General features: G+C 40.3%; 27 protein-coding genes, 1 tRNA gene, 1 other RNA gene and 1 riboswitch. Of the genes, 19 read left to right on the top strand and 10 right to left on the bottom strand.

Features of this window, described 5'->3' with window-relative positions; genetic code table 11:
• The first annotated feature begins 267 nt into the window (after window positions 1-267).
• The gene (gene proC / locus ACZ427_RS17445; protein WP_461178036.1) at window positions 268-1,083 is read left to right on the top strand and encodes a pyrroline-5-carboxylate reductase; all 816 of its coding nucleotides are present in this window, start codon (window positions 268-270) and stop codon (window positions 1,081-1,083) included.
• Window positions 1,084-1,090: 7 nt separating this feature from the next.
• Window positions 1,091-1,378, top strand: coding sequence for a TIGR04104 family putative zinc finger protein (locus ACZ427_RS17440; protein WP_464883470.1), 288 nt, complete (start codon window positions 1,091-1,093; stop codon window positions 1,376-1,378).
• A 69-nt stretch (window positions 1,379-1,447) separates the two neighbouring features.
• On the opposite strand, the gene ACZ427_RS17435 is transcribed toward ACZ427_RS17440, so the two are convergent.
• Window positions 1,448-2,128, bottom strand: coding sequence for a deoxynucleoside kinase (locus ACZ427_RS17435; protein ID WP_461178038.1), 681 nt, complete (start codon window positions 2,126-2,128; stop codon window positions 1,448-1,450).
• 18 nt (window positions 2,129-2,146) lie between these two features.
• A complete protein-coding gene (locus ACZ427_RS17430; protein WP_461178039.1) occupies window positions 2,147-2,791 on the bottom strand; it encodes a deoxynucleoside kinase in 645 nt (214 codons plus the stop codon).
• Window positions 2,792-2,923: 132 nt separating this feature from the next.
• On the opposite strand from ACZ427_RS17430, the gene ACZ427_RS17425 reads away from it, so the two are divergent.
• Window positions 2,924-2,996, top strand: a tRNA-Arg gene (locus ACZ427_RS17425).
• Between the two features lie 115 nt (window positions 2,997-3,111).
• Window positions 3,112-4,335, top strand: coding sequence for a dicarboxylate/amino acid:cation symporter (locus tag ACZ427_RS17420; RefSeq protein WP_461178040.1), 1,224 nt, complete (start codon window positions 3,112-3,114; stop codon window positions 4,333-4,335).
• 50 nt (window positions 4,336-4,385) lie between these two features.
• On the opposite strand, the gene tenA is transcribed toward ACZ427_RS17420, so the two are convergent.
• Window positions 4,386-5,072: a thiaminase II gene (tenA, locus tag ACZ427_RS17415; RefSeq protein ID WP_461178041.1), complete on the bottom strand. Its 687-nt coding sequence runs from the start codon at window positions 5,070-5,072 to the stop codon at window positions 4,386-4,388.
• Window positions 5,073-5,871: 799 nt separating this feature from the next.
• Window positions 5,872-5,971: riboswitch (TPP riboswitch) on the bottom strand.
• A 182-nt stretch (window positions 5,972-6,153) separates the two neighbouring features.
• Here tenA and acsA point away from each other — a divergent pair.
• Window positions 6,154-7,869, top strand: coding sequence for an acetate--CoA ligase (gene acsA, locus ACZ427_RS17410; RefSeq protein ID WP_461178042.1), 1,716 nt, complete (start codon window positions 6,154-6,156; stop codon window positions 7,867-7,869).
• Window positions 7,870-8,076: 207 nt separating this feature from the next.
• On the top strand, window positions 8,077-8,595 hold the full coding sequence (locus ACZ427_RS17405) for a hypothetical protein (protein WP_461178043.1): 519 nt from the start codon (window positions 8,077-8,079) through the stop codon (window positions 8,593-8,595).
• A gap of 300 nt (window positions 8,596-8,895) precedes the next feature.
• On the opposite strand, the gene hmpA is transcribed toward ACZ427_RS17405, so the two are convergent.
• Window positions 8,896-10,125, bottom strand: coding sequence for an NO-inducible flavohemoprotein (gene hmpA, locus ACZ427_RS17400; RefSeq protein ID WP_461178044.1), 1,230 nt, complete (start codon window positions 10,123-10,125; stop codon window positions 8,896-8,898).
• Window positions 10,126-10,260: 135 nt separating this feature from the next.
• Between hmpA and ACZ427_RS17395 the strand changes: the two genes are divergently transcribed.
• Window positions 10,261-10,698, top strand: a complete 438-nt coding sequence (locus ACZ427_RS17395) for an Rrf2 family transcriptional regulator (protein WP_461178045.1) — start codon at window positions 10,261-10,263, stop codon at window positions 10,696-10,698.
• A gap of 69 nt (window positions 10,699-10,767) precedes the next feature.
• Entirely contained in the window at window positions 10,768-11,283 is a 516-nt protein-coding gene (locus tag ACZ427_RS17390) for a type 1 glutamine amidotransferase domain-containing protein (RefSeq protein WP_461178046.1), read from the top strand.
• A gap of 52 nt (window positions 11,284-11,335) precedes the next feature.
• On the opposite strand, the gene ACZ427_RS17385 is transcribed toward ACZ427_RS17390, so the two are convergent.
• Together ACZ427_RS17385 and ACZ427_RS17380 are read right to left on the bottom strand one after the other, a co-directional pair.
• Window positions 11,336-12,625 carry a LysM peptidoglycan-binding domain-containing protein gene (locus ACZ427_RS17385; protein WP_461178047.1) on the bottom strand — a complete coding sequence of 430 codons (1,290 nt, stop codon included), beginning with the start codon at window positions 12,623-12,625 and terminating at the stop codon, window positions 11,336-11,338.
• Window positions 12,626-12,693: 68 nt separating this feature from the next.
• A complete protein-coding gene (locus tag ACZ427_RS17380; protein ID WP_461178048.1) occupies window positions 12,694-13,227 on the bottom strand; it encodes a cysteine hydrolase family protein in 534 nt (177 codons plus the stop codon).
• Between the two features lie 89 nt (window positions 13,228-13,316).
• Between ACZ427_RS17380 and tadA the strand changes: the two genes are divergently transcribed.
• On the top strand, window positions 13,317-13,778 hold the full coding sequence (gene tadA / locus ACZ427_RS17375; protein WP_461178049.1) for a tRNA adenosine(34) deaminase TadA: 462 nt from the start codon (window positions 13,317-13,319) through the stop codon (window positions 13,776-13,778).
• 11 nt (window positions 13,779-13,789) lie between these two features.
• On the opposite strand, the gene ACZ427_RS17370 is transcribed toward tadA, so the two are convergent.
• Window positions 13,790-14,839, bottom strand: a complete 1,050-nt coding sequence (locus tag ACZ427_RS17370) for an MGDG synthase family glycosyltransferase (protein ID WP_461178050.1) — start codon at window positions 14,837-14,839, stop codon at window positions 13,790-13,792.
• Between the two features lie 197 nt (window positions 14,840-15,036).
• Between ACZ427_RS17370 and ACZ427_RS17365 the strand changes: the two genes are divergently transcribed.
• From ACZ427_RS17365 to ffs, 3 genes are all read left to right on the top strand, one after another.
• Window positions 15,037-15,609 carry a YkoP family protein gene (locus ACZ427_RS17365; RefSeq protein WP_464883469.1) on the top strand — a complete coding sequence of 191 codons (573 nt, stop codon included), beginning with the start codon at window positions 15,037-15,039 and terminating at the stop codon, window positions 15,607-15,609.
• 76 nt (window positions 15,610-15,685) lie between these two features.
• The gene (locus ACZ427_RS17360) at window positions 15,686-16,564 is read left to right on the top strand and encodes a metallophosphoesterase (RefSeq protein WP_461178052.1); all 879 of its coding nucleotides are present in this window, start codon (window positions 15,686-15,688) and stop codon (window positions 16,562-16,564) included.
• 92 nt (window positions 16,565-16,656) lie between these two features.
• An RNA gene (gene ffs / locus ACZ427_RS17355) (signal recognition particle sRNA large type) lies at window positions 16,657-16,922 on the top strand.
• An 81-nt stretch (window positions 16,923-17,003) separates the two neighbouring features.
• Here the strand turns inward: ffs and ACZ427_RS17350 are convergent.
• On the bottom strand, window positions 17,004-17,126 hold the full coding sequence (locus tag ACZ427_RS17350; RefSeq protein WP_461178053.1) for a hypothetical protein: 123 nt from the start codon (window positions 17,124-17,126) through the stop codon (window positions 17,004-17,006).
• A gap of 80 nt (window positions 17,127-17,206) precedes the next feature.
• Here ACZ427_RS17350 and dnaX point away from each other — a divergent pair, with 80 nt between their 5' ends.
• The 4 genes from dnaX to ACZ427_RS17330 are packed head-to-tail and all read left to right on the top strand — an operon-like array spanning window position 17,207 to window position 20,090.
• The gene (gene dnaX, locus ACZ427_RS17345) at window positions 17,207-18,895 is read left to right on the top strand and encodes a DNA polymerase III subunit gamma/tau (RefSeq protein ID WP_461178054.1); all 1,689 of its coding nucleotides are present in this window, start codon (window positions 17,207-17,209) and stop codon (window positions 18,893-18,895) included.
• Window positions 18,896-18,928: 33 nt separating this feature from the next.
• Window positions 18,929-19,243, top strand: a complete 315-nt coding sequence (locus ACZ427_RS17340; RefSeq protein ID WP_461178055.1) for a YbaB/EbfC family nucleoid-associated protein — start codon at window positions 18,929-18,931, stop codon at window positions 19,241-19,243.
• Window positions 19,244-19,261: 18 nt separating this feature from the next.
• On the top strand, window positions 19,262-19,858 hold the full coding sequence (recR, locus tag ACZ427_RS17335; RefSeq protein WP_461178056.1) for a recombination mediator RecR: 597 nt from the start codon (window positions 19,262-19,264) through the stop codon (window positions 19,856-19,858).
• Window positions 19,859-19,874: 16 nt separating this feature from the next.
• Window positions 19,875-20,090, top strand: coding sequence for a YaaL family protein (locus ACZ427_RS17330; RefSeq protein ID WP_461178057.1), 216 nt, complete (start codon window positions 19,875-19,877; stop codon window positions 20,088-20,090).
• A gap of 293 nt (window positions 20,091-20,383) precedes the next feature.
• On the opposite strand, the gene ACZ427_RS17325 is transcribed toward ACZ427_RS17330, so the two are convergent.
• Both ACZ427_RS17325 and ACZ427_RS17320 read right to left on the bottom strand, forming a co-directional pair.
• Complete coding sequence (locus ACZ427_RS17325; protein ID WP_461178058.1) at window positions 20,384-21,808, bottom strand: aldehyde dehydrogenase family protein; 1,425 nt, start codon at window positions 21,806-21,808, stop codon at window positions 20,384-20,386.
• Window positions 21,809-21,824: 16 nt separating this feature from the next.
• Window positions 21,825-23,456, bottom strand: a complete 1,632-nt coding sequence (locus ACZ427_RS17320; protein WP_461178059.1) for an acetolactate synthase large subunit — start codon at window positions 23,454-23,456, stop codon at window positions 21,825-21,827.
• Between the two features lie 383 nt (window positions 23,457-23,839).
• Between ACZ427_RS17320 and ACZ427_RS17315 the strand changes: the two genes are divergently transcribed.
• From ACZ427_RS17315 to ACZ427_RS17305, 3 genes are all read left to right on the top strand, one after another.
• The gene (locus ACZ427_RS17315) at window positions 23,840-24,106 is read left to right on the top strand and encodes a pro-sigmaK processing inhibitor BofA family protein (protein WP_461178060.1); all 267 of its coding nucleotides are present in this window, start codon (window positions 23,840-23,842) and stop codon (window positions 24,104-24,106) included.
• A 174-nt stretch (window positions 24,107-24,280) separates the two neighbouring features.
• Window positions 24,281-24,472 carry a sigma factor G inhibitor Gin gene (locus ACZ427_RS17310; protein ID WP_461178061.1) on the top strand — a complete coding sequence of 64 codons (192 nt, stop codon included), beginning with the start codon at window positions 24,281-24,283 and terminating at the stop codon, window positions 24,470-24,472.
• A 267-nt stretch (window positions 24,473-24,739) separates the two neighbouring features.
• The gene (locus ACZ427_RS17305) at window positions 24,740-26,167 is read left to right on the top strand and encodes an aminotransferase class I/II-fold pyridoxal phosphate-dependent enzyme (protein WP_461178062.1); all 1,428 of its coding nucleotides are present in this window, start codon (window positions 24,740-24,742) and stop codon (window positions 26,165-26,167) included.

The raw sequence follows: 26,167 nt of genomic DNA, 5'->3' as shown, positions 1-26,167 counted from the left end.
ATGTACGAACCTACCTGGGAGTCGTTAGTAAAAACTAACCGCAGCAAACTGTGTTATCAATAGAAGATGGGCATCTCCGAGGAGGAGCATGCCAATTTAGGTGGTACCGCGGAAACTCTTTCCGTCCTTTTAACATACAGGATGGAAAGAGTTTTTCATTTTTAAAGGTTGGGAAGGTTTAACTTTCCTACTATATAAGTCAAATCATAAGGCACATGCCTAAAGCATGGTGACAAGACAGGATTTCTAAACAAGGAGGTAGGCAAGATGAACAAGAAAATTGCATTCATTGGTGCTGGATCGATGGCAGAGGCTGTCATATCAGGGATTATAAAGGCTGAAATATTGCCAAGTGATCAGATTACCGTTACGAATAAAAGCAATAGAGACAGGTTGGAGCAAATTCAACGAAAATATCAAATAAAAGCAACAACAGATAAAGAAAAAGTGATTCAGGATAAGGACATTATCATTCTTGCTACCAAACCTTATGATCTAAAAAAATCAATGGATTCCATTAAACCATACATCTCTTCGAATCAGTTAATTATTTCTATAATCGCCGGAGTATCCACTGATTATATTTCAACATTACTTGAAAATGTGGCACCAGTCGCCCGGGCCATGCCAAATACCTCCGCATCAATTGGGTACTCGGCAACAGCTATTTCAGCAGGTAAATATGCGACCGAAGAGCATGTAAAACAAACAGAGGCTCTATTTAATACAATTGGCACAACAGCAATTGTGGATGAAGCAGATATGCACACCATTACAGGTATTTCCGGAAGCGGACCCGCCTATATCTATTATTTAGTTGAGTCGATGGAAAAGGCTGCTGTTGAAGTAGGACTTGATAAGGAGACGGCCAGTGAGCTTATTGTCCAAACGATCGTGGGTGCAGGAGAAATGCTCAAAACTCCTGGTGCGTCTGCAGCTGTTTTAAGGGAAAAAATCATGAGCCCAAATGGGACAACAGCGGCCGGTATTGAAACATTGGAAAAGTATGGTTTTGAAAAAACAATCATGGAATGCGTGAAGAGCGCGCGTGAACGTTCCATTGAATTAGGCCGGAACGAATAAGAGGTTTATGATGCCTGCATGTACACATTGCAAAAAACAATGGAGTTATTTGGAGACATTGAAAAATTTGTTTCGGATAAGTATGATCTGTCCCTATTGTAATAAAGAGAACTATTATGATGCCAAAGGCGGAAAATACAGTGTATTCACATTTTTGCTTGCCCCATTAATCATCATCGTTGGGGTGACACTTGATATCCCAATGAATTGGATCATTTTCCTGGCGGTCATTCTCCTATTTATACATTTTCTTACTTTCCCCTTTCGAACGAGGTTAAGGAAGGGAGACCTATGATAGGAAAAGTGCCAGACTGCTAATCATTAAAAGGGTGCTCCAATTAAATACGGAACACCCTGCATCTTCCTATATCAATTCCCGCGCACTTCTTTTCCTTCCGTGCTGGATGAAATGTCCAACCTTCTCTAAAATCGGCTCAATCGACGCTTCTTTATTCATTAAGTCATAATCAGAAATATTAATTCTTAAAATCGGACATGCATTGAAGTTATTAATCCAATCTTCATAGCGACGGTACATTTCTTCCCAATAAGAAACCGGTGTAGCCTTTTCCATTTCACGTCCTCTTTCCTGTATTCGCTCCACAACCTCATCAAATGAACCTTCCAAATAAATAAGCAAATCCGGGTGTGGAAAATATGGAGTCATTACCATGGATTCAAATAGATTTGAATAGGTTGTATAGTCAGTTTTTGACATTGTACCATTTTCATAATGCATTTTTGCAAAAATCCCTGTGTCTTCATAAATAGAACGATCTTGGACGAAGCCACCGCCATACTCAAAAATTTTCTTCTGTTCCTTAAAGCGTTCTGCTAAAAAATATACCTGCAGATGGAAGCTCCAGCGTTCAAAATCAGCATAGAATTTTTCCAAATACGGGTTGGCATCCACTTTTTCCAATGATGTTTTAAAATGAAGTGCATTTGCCAATGCATTGGTCATGGTAGACTTTCCAACTCCGACAGTTCCTGCAACCGTGATAATACTGTCATGTGGAATCTGGTATTTTTCTCTTAAATTCATTGTTTCTTTCCCCTTTATTTAACTTTTCGCACTTGTCGCTTCTTTTAATTGTTCATTTACTTTATCAATGATAGAATCCAAGTCATTTTGATGACGTACAAAATCGTATGCATCGCCATTAATCCGGATAACCGGAATTTCTGGATGCATCGCTTCAAATTCATCCATATAATCCTCATAATCTTTTGCAAGTTGCCCAAGATAAGAAGATTTAATATTTTTTTCGACATCCCTTCCCCGTTTTCGAATACGCTCTAAAATGGTGTCAAGCCCTGCATGCAAATAAATCATCATATTTGGGACAGGCATGTCTTTTGTCAGGATGTGATAGATTTGCTCATATTTGTCGAATTTATCGGCCTGTAATGTACGTTTTGCAAAAATCATGTTTTTCGATATATGATAATCAGCAATAACTGCTTTATTTTCTTTTAAAAACTTTGTCTCAATATCTTCCAATTGTTTGAAACGATTGCATAAAAAAAACATTTCCGTCTGAAAGCTCCAAGCTTCGATATCCTCATAAAATTTGCCGAGAAATGGGTTTTCCTCGACGATTTCTTGCAGTAAATGAAAATCAAAGTGAGCAGAAAGTTTTTTTGCGAGGGATGTTTTTCCAATACCAATCGGTCCTTCTATTGCAATAAAAGGAACTTCTGTCATAACTCCTCCTCCTATCCCTGTAGACAGATGCAATTAATTTTATCACAGATGCAGGCAGACTGCTATGTATGAAATTGCCACTTTTCATTTTGATTATTTTTCTGTATAATGAATCATGTTGCGCTTTAATTTGGCTCCGTAGCTCAGGGGATAGAGCATTGGTTTCCTAAACCATGTGCCGCAGGTTCGAATCCTGCCGGGGCCGTTATCCCCAAATTCGCCTTTTCTCTCTTATCTTTTCACACATAGGTATTCAACATTTAAGCATAATTTTAACTAGTCATTGCATTATATTAAATAAGGAAGGGGAAAATAGGGATATGAGTCTTACAAAGAAGATTATTATTGCACTTATTCTCGGTATAATAGTTGGTATGGGGTTAACCTTCACACCACAGGGAATCGCCTCCCCTATCGATACGTATTTATTAACACCAGTTGGTGAAATATTTTTAAATCTGATCATGATGGTTGTTGTTCCGATTGTTTTTGTCTCCATTGTTCTAGGGACTGCTGGCTTAGGTGATCCTTCAAAACTTGGAAGAATCGGCTTTCAAACCATTCTTTTTTATATAGTCACTACTGCTATTGCCCTGTCAATTGGTATTGGAGTGGGTTACTTGCTGGAACCCGGGGCTGAAGGAGTATTTGACGTAAGTAATGCTGAATATGAAGCAGAAGAAGCGCCTCCTGTTATGGAGACATTGATCAATATTATTCCAGATAACCCGATTGCTTCATTGGCATCTGGTGATATGCTGCAAATTATTGCCTTTGCCTTGTTTATTGGTATCGCACTGGCCTACCTTGGTGAAAAGACAAGTGGAATCCTGCATTTGTTTGAACAGGCAAATGAGATTTTGATTTGGCTTGTAAATATCGTTATGAAAACAGCGCCATACGGAGCATTTGCCCTGATTGCGTCTGCTATTGCGGGTGCAGGTCTGGATGCTGTAGGGTCAATGGCAATGTATATGGTTGCTGTTGTTCTGGCACTGCTCATACATGGTGCAGTTACGTACAGTCTTGCTATCTGGGGGATTGGAAAAGGAAATCCACTCAAATTCTATAAAGGGTTCTTCCCTGCGATGTCGGTTGCATTCAGTACATCAAGTTCCAGTGCTACCCTGCCTGTGTCCATGAAAACTGCTCAGGAAAGTCTTGGCATCAGGAAGTCAATCAGCAGTTTTGTCCAGCCACTTGGTGCTACCATTAACATGGATGGTACTGGGATTATGCAGGCAGTCGCAACTGTATTTATCTCACAGGTATACGGGATTTCTCTAGGATTTACGGAAATTCTTATGATTATCCTGATGGCTACACTTGCAAGCATAGGAACAGCAGGTGTGCCTAGTGTGGGATTGATTATGCTGTCGATGGTATTGAATCAGATTGGCTTGCCTGTAGAAGGTATTGCACTGATTATTGGTGTGGACCGATTACTGGATATGCTTCGAACTTCATTGAACATTACAGGTGATGCAGCATGTGCGTATATTATCTCAGAAAATGAAAAACGAAAAGAATTACAAACAGAATAATGATTGGAGCTGACCCTTTAGGTACAGCTCCTTTCTTCATTTTCTTATGCCTACCCAATAGTATCCAGGGGCCATGTTTCCAGGTTTTCTGCCATTTCCCAGAACATATACTCAAAATGGCTTGTCTTTACGACGATTTCTTCCAACGCGGCAAGTTCATGTTCCGGTTTATTTTTTGCGATTTCATTCATCAGATCAATTGTATTATTCGTTAAGGCTGTAAATGCTTCAGAGGAATACATTTCGACCCATTCTCCGTAAAATTCATGTTCGAGCGCTCCTGGTAATTTTGCTAAATGTTTACCTATATAGTGATAGCTCCAGGCGCAGGTAAGTACTGCTGCCACAACATTCTCCACTCCCCCTTTTTGAGATACATTTAACATATAGCTTGTGTATGCAGTGGTCGTTGCAGCTGCCTTTGTTTCTTCTAACTCCTGTTCAGTAATATTAAACTTACTGGCATATTTCCGATGCAAATCCATCTCCACATTCATTGTGTCATGTAGAAGGTTTGCAAATGTTGTCATTACAGATAAATTTGGTGCTTTTGCGCTTCCTAGAGCGAACAGTCGTGCATACTCGATAAGATAGATATAGTCCTGTTTCATAAAATGCTTGAATTTTTCTTTGTCCAGTGTCCCTTCCCCAATTCCTTTTACAAATGGATGCTCCAGATAGGACTCCCAAATTGGCTCCACCCTACTCCATAGACGATCTGAAAATAATGCTGTCATATACTCCAACTCCTTTTTATTTTTTCTGTTTTTGAAATTTTTGGGATTGCGGTTACGCTTCCCATCGAAAAGACCTGGGACTGCGATTACTCGCCCCACCAAAAGACCTGGGACTGCGATTACTCGTCCCATCGAAAAGATATGTTGCTTTTGACACAAAATTGATAAAATGCGACATAGATTTACCATGGTTTTGCTTTCTACCATTCCTTTTTAATCAAGTGTTATACAATCGCTTCGGCAGAATACTTCGCTTTCCGTGGGCACGGCTTCAGCCTCCTCAGAAGCAAAGAACGCTTCCTCCGGGGTCTTCAGACTCGTGCTATTCCCACAGGAGTCTACGCATTCTGCCTACGCTTGGAGTGGTGTTCTGATTATAGAAAGGATAAAGCTTATGGAATTTATGTTTCATGGACGTTTTCTCTCTTAAACAGAGAGCTATTCTAAGCTGCTTAAAAAAAATGCGAGACTCCTACGGGAAAGGAACAGTCTGAAGACCCCGCAGCGGTGAATTAAAGAACATAGGCTAAGAACGCCCCGTCCTAGGGCAACGCCTATGTGACCAACCTCGTGTTGGCCCGAGGCTGAAGCGTTCCCCGTGGAAAGCGAGTGTTTTTTAAACAGCGTTGGACTAGCACTCATTTTGTAAAGGATGAGAGGAAGTCACTGTTAGGTTACGTCGCATTTTATATCCATTGCGAAGGTTACGGAGCAACAAAGTACTAGAAAACACTCACAAATATAAAAACCCATTCACTGCGCAGGCAGGAATGGGTTGATATCATTATAAATCCATATATGTATGGATACACCACTTTCCTACGCTAGTATGAACTAGATCAGGTTCAAAGGGTCGAGTTTACTCTCTCAGCAATTTAATTGCTCCCCTAGTGAAAATATTTAATTATTCTTATTCATTTAAACATACAAAATAAAAGAAAGCAAAAAAGATAGTTTTAATCAAAACACTTGTAAAAATGTCATAAAATGTTCTAAAATAGAAATTACTTACCGAAATGTTTGAATAATTTTATGTAGTCATAATTGTAACCGGTTGCAAATTTTAAAATGAGGTGATGGAATGAAGGTACAGCAAATACCTGCACGTGAAGGAAATCATAATCTACAAAACTATGAAAAGTTTCGTCAGACCTTTTCATGGGACGAAGTAAAGAAAAACTTTAGCTGGAATGAAACCGGGAAAGTTAATATGGCATACGAAGCGATAGATCGCCATGCAGAAGACCCGCATAAGAAAGACAAAACTGCTTTATTATATTCCGCACCAGAAAGAGAAGAGAAAGTAACGTTTGATCAGCTTCGGAGGCAAAGTAATAAGTTTGCCAATATCCTAAAAAAATATGATATTAATAAAGGGGATCGCGTCTTTTTATTCATGCCGAGAAGCCCTGAATTCTATGCGGCATTTTTTGGAATCTTAAAGACTGGTGCAATTGCAGGTCCGTTGTTTGAGGCATTTATGGAGCAGGCTGTAAGTGATCGCCTGAAAGATAGTGAAGCACAAATGTTAATTACCACTCCTGAGCTTTTAGAAAGAGTTCCCCAGGATGATTTACCTGATTTGAAAAAAATCGTACTTGTTGGGGAACATAATGAATCAGCTGAAAAATATATTGATTATAAAAAAGAAATGGGAGATTCCTCGGAGGATTTTGACATAGAGTGGGTAGATTTAGAGGATGGCATGTTGCTTCATTATACATCAGGTTCCACAGGGAAACCAAAAGGGGTTTATCATGTACACAATGCAATGATTCAGCATTATGCTACAGCTGAATGGGTACTCGATTTAAAAGAGGATGATATTTACTGGTGTACAGCTGACCCGGGATGGGTAACCGGAACCAGTTATGGTATTTTTGCTCCATGGCTATATGGTGTAACAAATGTCGTGCGGGGTGGACGTTTTACACCAGATGATTGGTACGGCACCCTGGCTAAATATAATGTGACAGTCTGGTATACAGCTCCTACCGCCCTGCGTAAATTGGTAAGTGCTGGTGAAGAAGCAGTGAAAAAACATGACCTGTCTTCCCTTCGTCACATTATGAGTGTTGGTGAGCCACTAAATCCGGAGGTCGTTACATGGGGACTGGAAGCATTTGACCTGCGCATTCATGATACATGGTGGATGACGGAAACTGGTGCCCAATTAATCGTGAATTTCCCATCTATGGAAATCCGTTCCGGCTCGATGGGAAAACCAATCCCTGGTGTTGAAGCATCGATTGTCGATAACGAAGGAAATGAAGTGCCGCCAAATCAAATGGGAAACCTTGCGATTAAAGAAGGTTGGCCTGCAATGATGCGCACAATCTGGAACCGGCCAGAGAAATTTGAAAGCTATTTTATCAATGGCTGGTACGTTTCTGGAGATAGTGCATATATGGATGAAGATGGCTACTTCTGGTTCCAGGGACGCCTGGATGATGTGATTAATACTTCTGGTGAACGTGTTGGACCATTTGAGGTTGAAAGTAAATTAATCGAGCATCCTGCTGTTGCTGAAGCGGGTGTTATCGGAAAACCGCATCCGGAACGCGGAGAAATTATCAAAGCATTCATTACATTAAATGATGGCTATGAAAATTCAGAGGAGTTACGTGAAGAAGTACGGCAATTTGTCAAGACAGGATTAAGTGCACATGCTGCACCACGTGAACTGGAAGTAAAAGATTCTATTCCGAAAACACGCAGTGGTAAAATCATGCGTCGTCTTCTGAAATCATGGGAACTCGGACTTCCAACGGGTGATACTTCCACATTGGAAGAATAATTTTTAAACATTGGCTTTCGTCGTGTTGGCGAAAGTCAATGTTTTTTTGCCTAATAGGAAAACACCAATCTTTAAAGGCCTTTTTTGCAAATTTTGTTTATAATCAAGCAAGATAATGGTGGGACGCGTAATCGCAGCCCCAAACTATTAGAAAATAGCCTATAATGAATAAAGGCTTCGATTAAGAGATGAGAGGAAAATACACGAATGAAGAAGGAAGATCAAGCAATTACCGATGACCCTGTCCATATTTATCCAGGCACATCTATTCCTATGCAGCGAGGGGATGTTATCTATTCACATAAAACAGCCCGATCCTCTTTTGTCGTTGGCCATGAAGGCATTGTTGGTGAAGACTTCAGAATTTACCATGTCAATGCAAGAAGAAGATATGGCCACTCAGATAGTATGCCAATCTATCTCAGCAGACATAAAAAAGGAGAAAGGCTGACAATCCTGAGATATAAAAATGCTCATTTTGCCAGGAAAGCAGGTAAATGGGCGAAGAAAAATATAGATAAAGTCAACAGGTACACCTATTCACGAATACTTAATGACATTGAAAAGAATTATTGCTCCAAATTTATATGGCAGGCGTACTATTTTGGTAGTGAGGGTAATATTGACCTCACTGCAAGAGGCCTTGATATGACAAAGAAATCCTATGTTACACCAACCCAAATTTACCGAAGTATGAAAAAGTGTGGGGGCTTTATGAACAGATAAGAATTTTAGAAAACTTGGTTTCTCGCCAAACCTTTATAGCGAAGACATTAGCCCGCAGTTATGCAGTATAGTTTTATATTTTTGTATGAAGACAACTGTTATTAGAACAGGAAAAAATTAATTCAATATAACTACCATGAACCAAGATTATACCTTTTTCTGATTGGCTCTTTTGGTAAAATGTTTTTCTCTTTAACCTCCAGTTGATATAAAATACGACGTAACTTGAAATGAAGGTTGTTAGTTTCTTAACTGTTAAAAAAGGAGGCTGATTTCCACAAGCCTCCTCTCCCTACTCTATTAAGCAGTAATATCTTCTGCCGGTCCAAAAACTTCGTAATGGATATCCGCATCGTCTACATTTAATCTTTTTAGATTTTGATAGGCTGCGCGCATGAATCCCTTTGGTCCACAGAAGTAAAATGCTGTGTTACTTGTTGGAAGAACAGAGAATAACCATTCATAGTCAATATGTCCTTCCTTATCACAGTATTCTCCTTCTTCAGGATGGTCATAAACGACATAGTTCGTAACCTGTTCGTGATTTTCGGTAATTTCTTTTACCCTGTCTTTCATTGCATGAATACTGCCACTTCTTGCTGCATGAATAAAAATGACTTCGCGATCCGGCTGTGTTTTAATTACTGTTTCCAGCATACTCATCATTGGTGTAAGTCCGACCCCACCACTCATTAACACAAGCGGTCTGGTATCATTCTGGTCAAGGAAGAAATCTCCGCCTGGTGCACTAATTGGAAGAGTATCTCCTTCATTTACCTGTTCATGCAGAAAAGTCGATACGATACCTGCCGGGTTATCCCCTATCGCGTCTTCACGTTTTACACTGATCCGGTACATCTCCTCTCCAGGTGAGCAGGATAAGCTGTATTGACGCAGATGTGTATTTGGCTCCCCTTCTATTTCTGCTTTCACTGTAATGTATTGTCCCGGTTTATATATAGGGAAAGCTCCTCCATCTGCCGGTTTTAAATAGAAGGAAGTAATAACATCACTTTCCACTACTTTTTTCATGACTTTAAAATCACGGTAATCGATCCAGCCGCCAGGACTTTTCTCTACTGCTTCATACATTTCTTTTTCTACAGAAATGAATACATCAGCTATTACACCATAGGCCTTTGCCCATGCATCAATAATTTCATCACTCGCAGCATCCCCGAGTACATCTTTCATCCCCATCAATAAATATTTACCGACGATTGGATAATGTTCCGGTTTAATATTCAGGCTGCGGTGCTTTTCTGCAATCTGCTTTACTACAGGTAAAATAGCCTCCAGATTATCGATATGCAGGGCTGCAGCATACACCGTGTTAGCCAGTGCTTTCGGCTGATCGCCTTTTCGCTGATTTGTCATGTTAAATATGTTTTTTAATTCTGGATGTTCTTCCAGCATCAGTTCATAAAATCGTTTTGTGATAGCGGTCCCATGTTCTTGCAATACAGGTACAGTAGCTTTTACAATATCCATTGTTTCCTGATCCAAGCCAATAGAAGTTTCAGTTGCCATACTATGCACTCCCTTTATGATTTAAACATGTATTATGAATACATCTTTATTGTATACTGAAAATTATATGAACTTCAATAGGATAAAACAGTTATGTGTTACAATATTGTGAAGTACGAAACGAGGAGAATAAACATGCAATTAAAAAAATATACCGATTACGCACTGCGCGTATTAATTTTAACTGGAATGAAAAAAGATGGGGAGCTTGCCAGTATTAAGGAGATTTCTGAAGTCTACAATATTTCCCAGCATCATTTAGGAAAAATAGTTTTTGAATTAAATAAAATGGGGTTTTTGGAGACAATCAGGGGGAGAAATGGCGGAATTCGTCTGGCCAAACTAGCAGAAGAGATTAATGTCGGTCATGTCGTACGTCAGATGGAAAATGACTTTGCTTTACTGGAATGCTTTGATAAAGGCGCCAATCATTGCGTAATCTCACCTGGGTGTACGTTGAAACATGCGTTAAATAAGGCATTACATGCATTCTTTCAGGTGCTTGACCAATATACAATAAAAGATTTAGTTACAAATGAAAATGAGCTACGTGAATTGATGGGAATGAATTAAATGTGTTTTAATCCTGATAATGTTGGGAAGATATTTTTATGTAACACGTTATAAAGGAGCGGATTATTCATGAGTAAGAAAATAGCTACAGTAATCACAGATATGTTCGAAGATGTAGAATATACCGATCCAGTAAAAGCATTTAAAGATGCTGGCCATGAAGTTATTACAATTGAAAAAGAAAAAGGAAAAGAAGTAACAGGGAAAAATAAGGACGAAACGATAAAGATTGATCAGGGCATCGATGATGTCAATGTGAATGACTTTGATGCATTATTTATTCCAGGTGGCTTTTCTCCGGATCAATTACGTGCGGATGACCGTTTTGTGAAATTCGCCAAGCAATTCATGGACGAGAAGAAACCTGTATTTGCCATTTGTCATGGACCACAGCTGTTAATCACGGCAAAATCTCTGGAAGGACGCAAAGCAACAGGATTTAAGTCCATCCAAGTCGATATGGAATATGCAGGTGCAAAACTTGTCGATCAAGAAGTTGCTGTATGCGGAGATCAATTGGTGACAAGTCGTCAGCCTGATGATATTCCGGCATTTAATCGGGAATCCCTGAATCTCTTAAAATAAGGTAAACATGCAAAAGCCCTAGTCGTTATCCAAGCGATTAGGGCTTTTAAAACTATTCCAATTTTGTAATTGTAAAGTTATCCTCTAATAATCTCCAATTCTGCGGAAAGGCCAGCCCGAGTTTCCAATAGGCAATACCAAACAAGCCTAATTCTTTAATCAAATTAAATTTTGCCTGAACCGACCGCGCGTCCTCGAACCATACTTCATGCCGATTCCCCTGTTCATCTGTGTATATGAAAAAAGGCGCCTGTGCCTCGTTATCGTATTGAATGGCTGCATTTTCTTCTCTTGCCAGTGTAATCGCCTGCTGTGGACTTAGCGCTTGAGCTGCTGGGCCGCCCTGCTCAAATGGAAGTGTCCAATCATAGCCATATAAATTCTGTCCCAGCATAATTTTATTTGCAGGAATTTCAGTTAATGCATATTCGACAACCCGTCGCACTTCATTAATAGGTGACACAGCCATTGGTGGTCCGTAGCTGTACCCCCACTCATACGTCATTAACACGACAAAGTCGGCAATTTCCCCGTGTACCCCGTAATCATGTGCTTCATAGAGAGCCCCTTCCTGTGTTGCACTAACCTTTGGTGCCAGAGCTGTAGACATTAACAACCCTGCTTCTGAAATCCGCCGTTTGGCTTTACGCAAAAAGTTATTATAGGCCTCTCTATCTTCTGGCAGTATAAATTCAAAATCAAAGTGTACGTCAGTATATCCAATTGTGGTTGCTGTATTGATAATGCTGTCCAATAACGTATTTTGTACGGCTTGAACGGTTAAAAAAATATGCGCCAGTTCTCCACTGAACGCTCCCTCTTCCAAATTGGTTACAACCAGCGATAATGCCGTATTATTGGCTGTTGCAATTTGCTGCAAGTTTCCCATGGGTGGGTCTGTAAGTGTGCCATCACGGTTTACATTGTAGCTGAAATGAGCCAGATATGTCAGAAAGGGTGCATTTTTTTCTGCGGAATTTTCCAATGTTTCGGAAACTGTATCACCAAAGGGTTCGATATATGCCAGTGATGTAATTTCCCTTTTCACTTGGGGTGGTATATATAAACGATAGCCTGCAGGAAGTATATTCCCAATCGGATAATTATTTCTTTGTGCTAATTCCTGATAGGAAATGCCGAAGCGTTTCGCAATGGAATAAAAGCTATCACCAGAACGAACAAAATAAAACTGACTGTTAATCGGAATGACAAGCGTTTGGCCAACTACAAGCTGATCTGGTGCATCCAGTTCATTTGCATCAATCAGCACATCTGGGGTTACACTGTATGTACCGGCAATTTGATACAATGTATCTCCCTGCTGCACAACATGTATTTGCATAAAAATTCCCTCCTCCTACGTAAAGTGCTACTTACACTTTATGCGAAGAGGGATCTGAAATATGCTGGTTAAATTGGCGCTATATCTGCCTTCATTACTGTCCGCATTAAATATAATGCATATTCTGTTCCTTCCTTTTCTTCAGAAGCCATACAATTTTCCGGGATATGCATATTAAATCCGTACATATATGCATCCTTCGCTGTGAATAAAATGCAGATATCCCCGGCAAATCCGGCCATAATCAAATGATCCTTATTTATGTCATTAAGCAGTGATTGTAGAGGAGTTTGGAAAAATGCTGAATGTTGTGGTTTAATTAAGAAATAATCATCGTCTGTTGGCTTCAGTGCATCGATGATATGTTTACTGTTTTCATTTTTACAATAATTGATCAGTTTATGATAATCTGCTTGCCAGTGACCGTAATGATCATTAACATAAATGATAGGCAAATCATTTTTTTTCGCAAACGTCTTTAGTTTCTTTAAGTCAGGCAGAATTTCATTGGTGTGTTTGAGCAGATCCTCTCCACCATCAAAATCAAATGTATTGATGACATCGACAAACAATACAGCAGTATTTTCAAGTGATTGTTTCATCAAATTCTCCTTTAATGGATATATGATTTATATAACCTACTATTTCCTATTTTTACGATTTAAAACTTTTACAGATTGTAGTGATTATTATGGCAGATGAAAAATTTATGCGTGCAGCCATGGAACAGGCGGAAAAGGCACGTGAAATAAATGAAGTACCGATTGGTGCAGTCATTGTGTACGAAGGAAATATCATTGCCACAGGCTATAATGTTCGTGAAACGACACAGGAGACATTATCCCATGCCGAGTTGATCGCCATTCAGCAGGCAAATAAGGAAATAGGCAGCTGGCGTTTGGAAGATTGCACCCTTTATGTGACATTGGAACCCTGTCCGATGTGTGCAGGCGCAATTGTGCAATCGCGTATCAAGCGTGTTGTTTACGGTGCACCTGATCCAAAAGCTGGCTGTGGAGGCACATTAATGAATTTGCTGGATGAGGTGCGTTTTAATCATCAGGCAGAGCTTACAAGTGGGGTGCTGGAGAACGAATGCAGTCAGCTCTTAAGAGATTTTTTCAGAGAGCTTCGTAGCAGAAAAAAGAAATGAATGAGATGTTTTTAGTCCTGCAGTATTTTCCTGATAATTCCCCCTACATCCTTTTTCTCAATATAACCATAATAGGCAGCCAATCGTTTATAAAATTGTGGTAAGGCTGTATCTAATTGGTTTATTATCTCGTTTTCGAGATGGAAGGATGTCTCCCAATTTTCCAAATGAAATATCAACCCCTGACTTTTTAAGAAATTTAAATTGATTTCTTCCTGTCCTGGTAAAGCCTCATACACAAAAATGGGCAGCATTTTCCATAAACTTTCTGTAATCGTAACGCCACCGGGCTTGGTGATGATGGCATCAGCTATATCATATAACTGGTTCATTTCTTCCCTTGATGAGAGATATGGAACTGGCTCAATGTGGGAATGATTCAAGTCTTGAATGTATTGAAACAGCGTCTTATTTTTACCGCAAAGGACCTTATAGTGGACAGATCCGGATGGATTTAATCGGTCAAGAAGCTGTTGGATAGCTCCAGCCCCCATATTCCCCCCGCTTATTAAAACAATGTAGTTACCATCTTTTATACTTGTGTTTTTGATACTTTTAAAAAGCGGATGAATAGGAATACCGGTAACAAACGTCCGGTTGGCTTTTACTCCCTGCCTGATTAATTCATTTTTAACTTGTACACTAGGAGCGAAATGGTAATTAATTTCTTCCACTCCCCATAGATTATTAATAAAGTAATCCGTATATACGTTGATGACCGTACCTGTCCATCGTTTTTTCCTTTTCAATTGTTGGAGAAGATAAGATGGCAGGGCATGTGTACAAATGATTATATCCGGATTTGTTTGCTCGATTAATTGCTCCATTTTTTTAAAAAATAACCATTCATAAAGATGAAATCGTTTGTTGGCTCTTCCCTTATTCATCGCAGCATATCTATATATTTGACTATATAGTCCCGGAAGCTTATGAATCCAATGTAAATAAAAAGATGAAATGAACGTTTCCAGCTCACCAAAGCTATAGGATAGAATATCAACTTTTTCATACTGGAATTTTTTTGATGATTGATTTAATTGAATCATAATACTGTCAGCCACATGGTGATGCCCTGAGGGTATTCGAAGTAAGGGCATAAATAAAATGCGGTACATAGCTCATTCCTCGCCTTCTTTCGTTTAGTTTGTGAAACAGGAGCGGTTTCATTCCACAAACCTGAAATTACCAGTAATAGTTGGCTGGCAACCAATCCAAAATAAGTATGTCTTTTTAATTCATGGTAGCGAGGAGAACGCAAATGAGAATGAGCATGAATATCAAAGATTATTGCTTATCAGCCTGGAATATAATAGATCCATTATATTACCGGTTTACAAGGTTACAGTATATTGAAAAAAAGAGTGGGGATAAAACAATTATGCGGGTTCGCCTATCAAGGTATAGAGGAAGGACAGTAACCTTATTGGATGGAACAGTAATCAATAAAAATGACCTGCTTGTAAAAATCCACCTGCATAATGTCGAACTACTGAGGAAGCTGCAAGGGGTGGATAGCGAAATTAAAAAAGCTCTGACGATTTATAAAAATGTACAGGAATCCCTCCCGCTTGTCGCCCGGTATATCCAGTTGCAGGATTGTGCTGCTGAAATTAAAGGGCTAATCGGTATTACTATGTTGAATAGAGGGAGTAGAAAATTAGGATTTGAGCCCTTCCCGATTCATAATACGTATTATAAATTATTCAAACAAGCGGCGCTTACACCCATCTTTTTTTTGTCTTCCTCAAAAGCTTCCAATAAAGAAAAACCGCCTCCGACTTACTTATTTATGTCAAAAAATCGTTTGTTTAATCAGTACCACCAAATGTGAAAGGACAGTTATCCATAATTTTCAACTAAAAATCCCTTCTCTTTCCATGTATAATCAAAGGAGGAGGGATTTAAAATTGTATCTTATTATTATTGCTATATTGACGATACTGTCCGCTTATTTTTTATATAAAGGCTATCAAAATACACATGCCGTTGAAATAAATCATATTAAACTGAATGAAGATTCTCACCCGGAAGCTGAAACAGACTTACAAATATTGCATCTTTCGGATATGCATATAGAAAACATTTCGATTACTCCTGAACAATTATTCAAAAAGCTGGAAGGAAAACCGATTGATATCATTGCATTAACGGGAGATTTCCTTGACCGGAAGCGGAGTATACCTAAACTTGTTCCATATTTGCAGGTGTTGAATCAATTAAACCCTGCATATGGGTCCTATGCTGTTTTTGGTAACCATGATTATGTATTGCGTGATGGCTATTTCAAGCAACTAAAAGACTTGCTGAATGACTATGGAATTAAAACCCTTCAAAATGAAAATGACAGGATTGATATTGACGGGAAAGCTCTGAATATTATTGGGATTGACGATTATGGTACAGGCCATAGTAATCTCCCAGAGTCATATGAAAATCTGAAAAAAGGATATAATCTTGTTTTGACACATGATCCGAATGTCATTCTCACGATGCAGGGACACCCCTTTGATTATCTGCTTTCCGGACATTTTCATGGTGGACAGATTCATTGGCCCAAGCCATACCATCTTGTGAAAATGGGAAAATTAGTAAAAATGAAGATGGTAAAAGGATTCCATCAATATAACGGAAATTCGTTTTATATTAGTGAAGGCCTTGGCCAAACCGGTGTTAACATTCGTGTTGGAAGCAGACCGGAAATCACCTTCCATCAATTACGTCTACAGCAACAGATAGATGAGAAGGAAGGTATGGAAGTGGAGAATTCTAAAGGAATAGCAGGATGAATTAAGTTACAATTAATTTTATGTGGAATTTCCATTACTTGTCTTTTAATTATCATTGCATTTTACAGCAAAATTGATTATAATGATTAATGTCGTGCTAAGCGGGGAGGTAGCGGTGCCCTGTACTCGCAATCCGCTATAGCGAGGTCGAATTCCCATTCGAGGTGAGGCGATTTTATGGCCTGCCTTAAGGGATTGGTGTTGACGCTTAGGTCCTGCGCAACAGGAACCCATGAATTCTGTCAGGTCCGGAAGGAAGCAGCAGTAAGTGGTCTTTTCTGTGTGCCGCGGGAGTGCCTAGGCCGAGCCATGAACTTAAGTAACGCATAGGGACGTCGCATCAACAATGGGTGCACGGCATACATATTAAAGAAGCCCCTGCTGGATTATATCCAGCAGGGGCTTCTTTAATAGATAAGTATATAATTTTGGCAGCATATCAATTCCTTGTCAGTAAATGCACATCCAGCTCCAACCATCGGTAACCATCATCCTTAGGCATAAAGACTTCACCTAAACGTTCTGCAACACTATCACAAGCTCCACCACAGCAAACTTTCATGAAATGTTCATCCTGAAGGTTCACATTCACCCCTTAAATCGGGTATAATTAGATAGAGATTCTAAAGGGGAAAATGTATAATGAGCTATCAAGCGCTATACCGCGTCTGGCGGCCGAGAAATTTTGCCGACGTTGTGGGACAAACACATATTACACGCACACTGCAGAATGCGATTGCCCAGGAGAAATTTTCGCATGCCTATTTATTTTCCGGCCCTCGCGGAACAGGGAAAACAAGTGCAGCGAAAATTTTTGCGAAAACAATCAACTGTGAACGTTCACCGGTCAAAGAGCCATGTAATGAATGTGCGGCATGCCGTGGAATTCAGGATGGTTCAATTTCTGATGTGATTGAAATTGATGCGGCGTCCAACACAAGTGTTGATGATATTCGTGAAATCCGTGATAAGGTAAAATATGCATCAAGCTCAGTTCCTTATAAAGTATATATTATTGATGAAGTGCATATGATCTCTGTGAATGCCTTTAATGCACTTTTAAAAACGCTGGAAGAGCCACCAAAGCATGTTGTGTTTATTCTGGCAACAACGGAACCACACAAGATCCCATTGACAATTCTCTCCAGATGTCAGCGTTTTGACTTTAAACCCATTTCCAATCAGTCTATTGTGGACCGGATGCAAATCGTCATTGATGCCGAGAATATCACAGTCTCATCTGAAGCACTGGAAACTGTCGCTTTAGCTGCAGAAGGTGGTATGCGTGATGCGTTAAGTATCCTGGATCAGGCCATTTCCTACAGTGAGGACAGTGTAGAGCTGGATGACGTTTTAGCTGTTACAGGCGGTGTATCCCAGGCAATTCTGACAGATATCGTAAAAGCTATGCATGAAAAGGATGTTCACAAGGCTCTTGAGCTGTTGGACAAGTTGATTCAAAGCGGAAAAGATCCAGGGCGATTCATTTATGACCTGATCTATTTTATGCGCGATGTACTATTGTATAAAAGCGCTCCATCACTGGAAGGCTTATTGGAACGGGCCAGAGCAGATGAAAGCTTTCATGCATTGACAGCGGATATTTCCATTGAGTGGATTCAGGATGCCATTGTGCAACTGAATGAATGCCAGCAGGAAATAAAATGGACGAATAATCCAAAAGTATTTATTGAGATTACACTATTGACGATCACGAATCGCTATCATGAACAGGAACAATCATCGAGCAATGCTGATTCTGATGCTGTTATAAGGCTGACAAATAAAATGGCCAAATTGGAAAAAGAATTAGCCATGCTGAAAGAAAATCCGGTCGTGAGCGCACAGCCTGCGCCTCAAAGGGAACCGAGAAAGCCCCAATCCAGAGGGACAAAAAACAGCTATAAAATTCCATATGAAAAAATCCGCGATGTATTGAAAGAAGCTGCCAAGGCTGAACTGAAGCGTGTGCAATCTGAGTGGGCAAACTTTTTAAGTCGATTAAAAACAACAAGTGCACCTGCCCATGCGACCATACAGGACAGTAAACCGGCAGCAGCATCCGAACAGACAATTGTTGTTGCCTTTAAATATGAAATTCATTGTGCCCTATTTCTTGATAATCGGGAAACAATTGAATCCGTACTTGCCAATGTGATGGATAAACAGCTTACCATCATTCCAATTCCTGAAAAAGAATGGAAGGAAGTGCGTACGGACTATATAAGTAAGCAGGAAAAAGCAGCACCTAAGGAAGAAGAACAACCAGATCCACTTGTAGAAGAAGCAAGAAAACTTGTGGGAGATGACTTGTTGGAAATACATGATTAAAAAATAATCGTTAGCTAAAAGGAGGTATTTTCCATGAAGGGAAATATGAATAACATGATGAAGCAAATGCAAAAGATGCAAAAAAAAATGATGAAAGCACAGGACGAACTGCATGAAATGAGTTTTGAGGCGTCTGCAGGCGGTGGAATGGTGACCGTTGTTGCAAATGGTAAAAAGGAAATTACAGATGTTCAAATCAAAGAGGAAGTCGTAGATCCAGATGATATTGAAATGCTGCAGGATCTTATCCTTGCTGCAACGAATGATGTAATTACTCAAATTGATGAAAAGTCGAATGAAACAATGGGACAGTTCACGAAGGGGATGAATATGCCTGGGATGTTCTAAGTTCTAGGAGGCAATTAGATGTATTATCCAGAACCAATAACAAAATTGATAGACAGTTTTACAAAATTGCCGGGTATCGGACCGAAAACGGCAGTCCGTCTGGCTTTTTTTGTTCTAAATATGAAAGAAGATGATGTGATGGACTTTGCAAAAGCATTGGTCAATGCAAAGCGTGAGTTAACACACTGCACGGTTTGCGGTCACATCACCGATCAGGATCCATGTGCAATCTGTTCGGATACGTCACGGGATAACTCAATTATTTGTGTGGTCCAGGATCCAAAAGACGTCATCGCCATGGAAAAAATGAAAGAATTTCACGGGAAATACCATGTCCTTCATGGTGCGATATCACCAATGGACGGTGTTGGACCAGAGGACATCAATGTGCCTGATTTGATAAATCGATTAAAAGATGAAGAAGTAAAGGAAATCATCCTTGCTACAAACCCGAACATTGAGGGGGAAGCAACAGCGATGTATATATCTCGTCTTGTTAAACCATCCGGAATCAAAACATCACGTATCGCCCATGGTCTGCCGGTTGGCGGTGATTTGGAATATGCCGATGAAGTGACATTATCTAAAGCGTTAGAGGGCAGAAGAGATTTATAGAAGCTAGGTGAAGCTCATGGGGAAGAAACTAAAAAAGCAAGATATTGATAGGGAACTATTGGATGCGATTTTCGTATTAGAAAGAGAATGGAAAGACATTGAAGCAATTGTAGAGAGAAGTATCGAAACCCCATACAGCAACCACCAGAGAGCAGCCCTCGCCCAGGCGAAGTATTTATTTTTATTGCGCGAAGCGAGGCATCGGAAGGTTAGTGCGAGGCGGTATGATTGATAGGCTAATAGAATACACAGGTTTAGACAAGGGACATAGGGTAAAGTGTCCCTTGTCTTATTGTTGAAAGATAAGTATAAATTTTTGGGAGCATATCAATTCCTTGTCAGTAATCGCCCCGGTCAACACAGCGCCTACCCCGCCTGAGGTCAAAAACTGCGAACTCCCGCATGAGCCAAGAATGCGCATGTTGAGTTCTTGCTTAAGCTATGCCTTAGGGTGACCAAGGTTTCCTGAACTTTTGTTCATCTGTCTTCCTTTAGAAAAGCATATTACTTGTGCGGAGCCTTTACCTATTCTTTTACTTTGATGCCAATAAACTTTAATTCCGTCATGTCCTCTACAGCATATTTCACCCCTTCTTTGCCCATGCCGCTTTGTTTCACACCCCCATACGGGTGATTATCCTGGCGGTAGGTGGAAATTTCATTAATCCACACACCACCCATTTCAAGCTTATCTGCAACACGGAGTGCTCGGTCTAAGTTCTTCGTGAAAACTCCTGCTTGCAAACCGTAAATGGAATTATTGGAGAAGGTGACCACATCCGCTTCGGTCTCAAATGGGATAACCGATACGATTGGTGCAAATACTTCTTCTGCTATAATTTTCATGTTTTGCTTCACATTTGTCATTATGGTAGGGGTGACGATTGTTCCGTCCTGCTTCCCGCCCGTTTCGACGGTTGCGCCATTTTCGTGTGCATCATCAATCCATCGCTTGGCACGCTTTGCTTCTTCCTCGTTTATCATCGGTCCAATGTCTGTCGCTTCCTCCGCCGGGTCTCCTACTTTTAACTCCCTTGTCTCATTAATATACTTCTCGAGAAAGGATTCATAGATGCTTTTTTGGACATAAATTCGCTGGGCGGAAATACATACTTGCCCGGAGAAGGCGAACGCTCCTTTGACCAATAGTTTGACTGCTTCTTCGATGTCGGCATCGTCAAACAATATATTTGGAGAGTTGGAGCCCAGTTCAAGTGTGACCTTTTTAAACCCAGCAGATTCCCTGATCGATCGGCCAACCGGGAGGCTGCCGGTAAAAGATATTTTGTGAACCCTATCATGCTGGACAAGCGCCTCGCCTGCATCCCCTTTGCCCATAATAAGATTGAGTGCACCATCCGGGAGACCAGCTTCTTGAAACAATTTGCTGAGCATATACGCAGAAACCGGTGTGTTTTCCGCTGGTTTAAAAATAACGGTATTCCCTGCTGTGATAGCTGGTGCGATTTTATGCAGCGACAGATTTAATGGAAAGTTGAAAGGAGTAATCGCCCCCACCACACCGAGCGGAATGCGTTTTACCAATCCTAATCTTCCTTCTCCACCCACTGCCCCGTCCATTGGTATGACCTCTCCTGCGATGTGTTTCGCCTCTTCGGATGCAAAGCGGATAACTTGTACCGCACGCTGGACTTCCCCTCTGCTGGACTGAATCGGTTTTCCTGCTTCTTTCCTAATAGTTTGAGCAAATTTTTCTGATCTTTCCTCCAGCAAGTCGGCAGTTTTACGTAGAATATCAGATCGCTCATATGCCGGCATCTTTTTCATGATGCTGTGAAATGTATCAAAAGCGTTATTTATAGCTACCTCTACTTCGTTCTGTGATGCTAAGGCAATTTCTTCTACTGTTTCCCGAGTATATGGGTTGATAACATCAAGAGTGTTCTGGCTATTTGAAAGTTCCTTGCCATTGATAATGGAACCAATCATGAAATGATCTCCCTTCTTAACAAATTATATTTCCCATTTTCTCCGTCAGTTTCATGTTCTCGCTGTAATCAACCGGACAATCGATAAAAACAGGTTTGTTCAGACTTATTGCTTTTTCCAGGGCCGGTTTTAGCTCCGCTGCCTTGTTTATTTTCATCGCTTCAAACCCGTAAGATGCGGCAAGCTGGACATAGTTAGGGTTGCCAAATTTAATATAGGAGGAACGATCAAATTTCTTTAATTGATGCCATTCAATCAGTCCGTATCCATCGTCTCTCCACATTAAAACAATGATTGGCAGGTTCAGCCTCATTGCTGTTTCGAGTTCAGCCCCTGTCATTTGAAAAGATCCATCACCGCAGACCGCTACGACATTACATTTTGGATGGGCCAGTTTAGCTGCGATAGCACTTGGGACAGCGACTCCCATGGATGCAAGGCCGTTCGATATGAGACAAGTATTTGGCTCATAGCTATGGAATAATCTTGCCATCCACATTTTATGAGCGCCAACGTCTGAAATAGCAATATCCTCTTCGTTTAAAACCGCACGTAAATCGGAAATAATTTTTTGCGGCTTTACAGGAAAGGTGGTATCCGCTTTAAAGTTATCCAATTCTTCCAGCATCTGTTTCCTTACATCGGCTACCCATTGCATATCTGTATTACGGGATTCAATCATTTCTTCTAATTGCTTTAGATTTGCCTTAAGGTCTCCTAAAACGTTAAGGGTAACGGGATAATGCTCATCTATTTCGGATTCAACCGTATCGATATGAATCACAGCTGTCTTACCATCTGGATTCCAATCCTTAGGTGCATATTCTGCAATATCGAATCCAACCGTAATGATCAAATCAGCGCTGTCGATACCACAAGTAATGTAATCATCTCCCCCGATTCCTGCCGTGAGCAGGCTCAAGTCATTTTGCCATGACACTGTTCCTTTTCCCATAAAGGATTGGACAACAGGGATTTGGCATTTATCGACAAAATTCCGCATTTCCTGTATGGCCTGTTGCCTTGAAATTCCATTTCCAGCAAGGATTAGTGGGCGCTTTGCCTTTTTCATAATCTCAATCGCCTGTTTGATGACTTCCTTTGTTGCTTCGGTATGGGGCCTGGCAGTAGGTTTTATCACAGATGCCTCTACTTCCATTCCTGCAATGTCTTCCGGAAGGTCAATATGCGCTGCTCCCCACTTTGTCTGTCCAGCTGCTTGAAAAGCCTTTCGGACTACTTCCGGGGTGATTTCAGCTGACTTAATTTGTGCGTTCCACTTCGTTACAGGCCGATACATGGCTACAAGATCATAATACTGGTGGGAGATTTTATGATGTCTGTTCAACCCGGCCTGTCCTGTAATAGCAACTAATGGAGAGTGATCCATGTTGGCATTGGCTACACCTGTCATCAAATTTGTTGCACCCGGGCCCAGTGTGGCTAGACAGACGCCGGGTTTTCCTGTCAGCCTTCCATATGTCCCGGCCATAAATGCTGCACTTGTTTCGTGTCTCGTTACAATAAATTCAATGGCCGAGTCATAAAGGGCATCCATGACATCGATGTTCTCCTCACCAGGGACACCAAAAACATATTCCACCCCCTCTTCTTCTAAACATTTAACAAGTAGTTCCGCTACTTTCATATAGACACACCCTTCCATCCTTTTTCAATTTATCTTTAGTTTCTGTAAAAAGACGATATATTATTAGTAGGAATTAAAAAACAGAAACGTAAATTTTAGCAATAAGAAACTATAAAACTTTCTTACTTCATAAGTGCGAGCTTTAGCTTTCCCCACAAGGGGCTCGGCGAAAAGCTAAGTTTTCTAACGTTCCTGTTTTTCCCTTACTTCTTTGTACTTTTCTCTTAAACAGTTAATTCAGGTACACGTTTTTGGATACTGCCCAGAGGCAGAAGGTTAAATAAACCGCCTATATTACAGGGAAGACAAACATTTTAAGTTCTTTTTCCTCCTTTTGCAGCATATGTAATAAAAAGGGGACAAGGAAAAGGGGTTGATTTGAGTTGAGTTCAACAATTGTAATTTCCATAATGATTGGCTTAATTGTACTGTTGTTAATTGTCGGTGCCCCATCTAAGCCGATGCGCTTTATTGGACAAGCAACAGTGAAATTGGGAATTGGTATACTCTTTTTATTTTTCTTTAATGTATTTGGCGGAGCAATCGGATTGCATATCCCTATTAATCTATTTACGGTTATTGTATCGGGTTTCCTCGGGTTATTTGGATTGGCCTCCCTGGCCGCAATCCAGTTGTTTTTGATTCCTTAAAAGAGTACGCAATATAAGCCGTCCTGCGTTAGGAGCGGCTTAAACTTTTCGCATTGTTTTAGCATTTATCCGTGTGGAAAGAAAGTTCTGATTCAAAAAGTATAAAAGTTTCAAAGTTTCCTTGTATATATTCCGTTAGATTGGGAGATACTAATTTTTAACGGAGGTGGGGAAATGAAACATTCTAATTACTTCGAACGTTGTGGAATCTGTGAGGAAGAAAAGGCCAAGGGAATTCATTTGTATACGATGTTCATTTGCAGAGAATGTGAACATAATATGATTCACACAGAGCCACGGGAAGAAAAGTATAACTACTACCTGAGAAAATTAAAAAATGTCACGAAGCCAAAATTATATTCCTAGAATGCATAAGTCTTTGCTTGCAAAGGCTTTTTTTGTTGGCAGTTAAGAAACCAATATGGCGAATAAAATCATACCACCACTCTATAATGAAAACAGCTAATTTAACCAGATGGCTGTTCTCTAATTCCCGCTGTGGAAATACACCACGCGCACCTTAGGGTGACCCGTGAGTCTCCTCGAACTTCCTCTTGTCTGGGGTGTTCAAGGCGCTTGCGCTTTTCTTTTTGGTCTACTATTATGTTAATACATAAGGGACGGAGGATTGACATGAGCCATTATCAGAGTAGGATGCCATTAGTTGAAAAGCTGAAGAATTTTGCAAGGAAAAATACGGTTTCTTTTCATGTTCCTGGACATAAAAACGGGGAGGTTTTTCCTGAAGATATCAGGGAGTATTTTGATGCTGTTTTGCGACTGGATATGACGGAGCTCCCAGGGCTTGATGACCTTCATGCACCAACTGAGGCTATTGCTGAAGCAGAAATGCTTGCAGCTGATTTTTTTCAAGCAGATCATACATTTTTTCTTGTTGGCGGAAGTACTGCAGGGAACCTGGCAATGATCTTGGCGGCATGTTCTGCCGGGGAAGAGATAATTGTACAACGTAACAGCCATAAATCTATTATGAACGGGTTGGAGTTAAGTGGAGCAAGACCAATATTTATTGCCCCGGAAATAGATCCCACTGTGAATCGTTATACAAGCCCGGATATAGCTACATTGAGGGAATCAATAGAACAGCATCCAGATGCAAAAGCAATCATCCTCACATATCCGGATTACTTTGGCCGAGCCTATGATATCAAGCAAATGATAGATTTGGCACATGAACATCAAATCCCTGTTTTAGTAGATGAAGCCCATGGTGTTCATTTTTCATTAGGCAATCCTTTTCCTCCTTCTGCATTAGAATTAGGAGCAGATGTTGTTGTCCAGTCCGCACATAAAGTCGCGCCTGCAATGACAATGGCTTCTCTTTTACATATAAAGTCTGATTTTGTATCGAAAGGAAAGGTTGCTCACTATCTGCAAATCATCCAGTCGAGCAGTCCCTCCTATCCATTGATGGCGTCACTGGATATTGCACGTTCCTTCTTAGCGAACCTGAAGGAAAAAGAGATAGAAGACATCATTCAAAGTGTTACAAATGTAAGGGAGGTTCTACAGACATCTGATTATTGGAAGATACTCCCTTCAGATGATCCACTCAAAATAACGTTACATGTAAAGCGTGGCTATTCTGCAAAAGATGTTGCGAGTCTTTTTGAAAAGGAGAACATTTATCCGGAACTTGCTACAGAATCCCAGGTTTTGTTTATTCATGGGCTTTCTCCATTTCAAAAAATGAATCAATTGAAAAAAGCGGTAAAAACTGTGAACGAACAATTAAAAAATAATGTCAATCATGCTACAATAGAAATAGCAAAGCTTTTTTTTGAACCGATTCAGGAATTGGCTTTGTCCTATCAGGAAATGAATCACTTCGAATATATACACGTTCCTTTTCATGAAGGAATCAAAGAGATTGCAGCAGAAGCAGTGATCCCTTACCCGCCGGGCATTCCTTTGATTCTAAAAGGAGAAAGAATCACAGCAGCACATATTGATACAATCGAACAATTGCTTCGAAAGGGTGTCAGGATTCAGCAGCGTAATACAGGCATCAGGATATATAGAAATAAAGGGGATAGATGA

The sequence above is a fragment of the Virgibacillus ainsalahensis genome, from assembly GCF_055380755.1.
The sequence above is the reverse complement of the archived record's forward strand: the minus strand, read 5'-3'. Positions and strand labels throughout refer to the sequence as shown.

Bases quoted from the DNA above. Each gene is read 5' to 3' on its own strand.
- ACZ427_RS17380 (WP_461178048.1), bottom strand. From the start codon at position 13,227: ATGAAACAATCACTTGAAAATACTGCTGTATTGTTTGTCGATGTCATC.
- acsA (WP_461178042.1), top strand. From the start codon at position 6,154: ATGAAGGTACAGCAAATACCTGCACGTGAAGGAAATCATAATCTACAA.
- dnaX (WP_461178054.1), top strand. From the start codon at position 17,207: ATGAGCTATCAAGCGCTATACCGCGTCTGGCGGCCGAGAAATTTTGCC.
- ACZ427_RS17340 (WP_461178055.1), top strand. From the start codon at position 18,929: ATGAAGGGAAATATGAATAACATGATGAAGCAAATGCAAAAGATGCAA.
- ACZ427_RS17405 (WP_461178043.1), top strand. From the start codon at position 8,077: ATGAAGAAGGAAGATCAAGCAATTACCGATGACCCTGTCCATATTTAT.
- ACZ427_RS17325 (WP_461178058.1), bottom strand. From the start codon at position 21,808: ATGATTGGTTCCATTATCAATGGCAAGGAACTTTCAAATAGCCAGAAC.
- ACZ427_RS17395 (WP_461178045.1), top strand. From the start codon at position 10,261: ATGCAATTAAAAAAATATACCGATTACGCACTGCGCGTATTAATTTTA.
- ACZ427_RS17365 (WP_464883469.1), top strand. From the start codon at position 15,037: ATGAGAATGAGCATGAATATCAAAGATTATTGCTTATCAGCCTGGAAT.
- hmpA (WP_461178044.1), bottom strand. From the start codon at position 10,125: ATGGCAACTGAAACTTCTATTGGCTTGGATCAGGAAACAATGGATATT.
- ACZ427_RS17440 (WP_464883470.1), top strand. From the start codon at position 1,091: ATGATGCCTGCATGTACACATTGCAAAAAACAATGGAGTTATTTGGAG.
- tenA (WP_461178041.1), bottom strand. From the start codon at position 5,072: ATGACAGCATTATTTTCAGATCGTCTATGGAGTAGGGTGGAGCCAATT.
- ACZ427_RS17385 (WP_461178047.1), bottom strand. From the start codon at position 12,625: ATGCAAATACATGTTGTGCAGCAGGGAGATACATTGTATCAAATTGCC.
- recR (WP_461178056.1), top strand. From the start codon at position 19,262: ATGTATTATCCAGAACCAATAACAAAATTGATAGACAGTTTTACAAAA.
- ACZ427_RS17320 (WP_461178059.1), bottom strand. From the start codon at position 23,456: ATGAAAGTAGCGGAACTACTTGTTAAATGTTTAGAAGAAGAGGGGGTG.
- ACZ427_RS17350 (WP_461178053.1), bottom strand. From the start codon at position 17,126: ATGAAAGTTTGCTGTGGTGGAGCTTGTGATAGTGTTGCAGAACGTTTA.
- ACZ427_RS17330 (WP_461178057.1), top strand. From the start codon at position 19,875: ATGGGGAAGAAACTAAAAAAGCAAGATATTGATAGGGAACTATTGGAT.
- ACZ427_RS17390 (WP_461178046.1), top strand. From the start codon at position 10,768: ATGAGTAAGAAAATAGCTACAGTAATCACAGATATGTTCGAAGATGTA.
- ACZ427_RS17310 (WP_461178061.1), top strand. From the start codon at position 24,281: ATGAAACATTCTAATTACTTCGAACGTTGTGGAATCTGTGAGGAAGAA.
- ACZ427_RS17435 (WP_461178038.1), bottom strand. From the start codon at position 2,128: ATGAATTTAAGAGAAAAATACCAGATTCCACATGACAGTATTATCACG.
- proC (WP_461178036.1), top strand. From the start codon at position 268: ATGAACAAGAAAATTGCATTCATTGGTGCTGGATCGATGGCAGAGGCT.
- ACZ427_RS17420 (WP_461178040.1), top strand. From the start codon at position 3,112: ATGAGTCTTACAAAGAAGATTATTATTGCACTTATTCTCGGTATAATA.
- ACZ427_RS17430 (WP_461178039.1), bottom strand. From the start codon at position 2,791: ATGACAGAAGTTCCTTTTATTGCAATAGAAGGACCGATTGGTATTGGA.
- tadA (WP_461178049.1), top strand. From the start codon at position 13,317: ATGGCAGATGAAAAATTTATGCGTGCAGCCATGGAACAGGCGGAAAAG.
- ACZ427_RS17305 (WP_461178062.1), top strand. From the start codon at position 24,740: ATGAGCCATTATCAGAGTAGGATGCCATTAGTTGAAAAGCTGAAGAAT.